Genomic DNA, 912 nt, shown 5'->3' with positions numbered 1-912 from the left:
TTACACCGGAGACGGGCGCGTGGTGTGGGTCGGTAAGGATGTGACAGGCATTGAACCCCGTAACGCCAGTGTTATTGAAGTTCCTGATATTACCGCCAACCGCCGCATTACCGCGCCGGGTTACTGGTTTTACCGCAATGATGAATTTGTCTTTGACTACAGACTCAAAGCGGAAGATGAGCGTGATGCCCTTCTGGCTCAGGTCAGTGCCCGGACAGGGGAATGGGAAGAAGACCTGCTGCTGGGGCTAATCAGCGACGAAGACCGGGAAAAACTGAAAGCGTACCGTATTTACGCGAAATCGCTGCAGGCGATGGATTTCAGCGCCATCACTGATAAATCCTCATACAACGCCATTGAATGGCCCGTCTCTCCGGAAGGTTCTTCCTGATTTAATTTATCGCGAGAAAAACTATGTCTGTAGTGATATCAGGTGCGCTGACTGATGGCGCAGGCATCCCCATGTCCGGATGCCAGATTATTCTGAAATCCCGTGTAAACACCTCAGAAGTGGTGATGCGTACCAGGGCTGATGTAGTGACCGGAAATAACGGTGAATATTCGTTTGAGGCACAGGTCGGAAAATATTGCGTGTATCTGAAACGGGACTGGCGCGACGAGTACTGTGTTGGCGACATTGCTGTATACGACGACTCAAAGCCCGGCACGCTGAATGACTTTCTGACTGCCCCCGATGAAGGCGACCTGAAGCCGGATGTCGTCAAACGCTTTGAGGAAATGGTGGCGCAGGCGCAGCAGAGCGCCGGGGCCGCAGCCGGAAACGCACAGCAGACGGCGCAGGATGTGGCGGCAGCCGCAGGTTATGCCCGCGCAGCAGAACAGGCCAAAAATGACATTGATGCTGCGCTGACCGGCACTCTGAAAATGGCTAACCATCTGTCAGAAATCGCA

At 53.7% G+C, this 912-nt stretch carries 2 protein-coding genes; both read left to right on the top strand.

Annotated elements, in window-relative coordinates; all coding sequences use genetic code 11:
- Nucleotides 1-391 (top strand): tail fiber assembly protein (locus BHE85_RS16600; protein ID WP_171730058.1); only part of this gene is annotated, 391 nt, incomplete at its 5' end.
- A gap of 23 nt (nucleotides 392-414) precedes the next feature.
- On the top strand, nucleotides 415-912 hold a 498-nt coding region (locus tag BHE85_RS16595), incomplete at its 3' end, for a prophage tail fiber N-terminal domain-containing protein (RefSeq protein WP_171722596.1).

This window comes from Shigella sp. FC1567 (genome assembly GCF_001743015.1).
Taxonomy (GTDB): Bacteria; Pseudomonadota; Gammaproteobacteria; order Enterobacterales; family Enterobacteriaceae; genus Escherichia; species Escherichia coli.
Note: the sequence above shows the minus strand (reverse complement) of the source record. Positions and strands in the feature narration are given on the sequence as shown.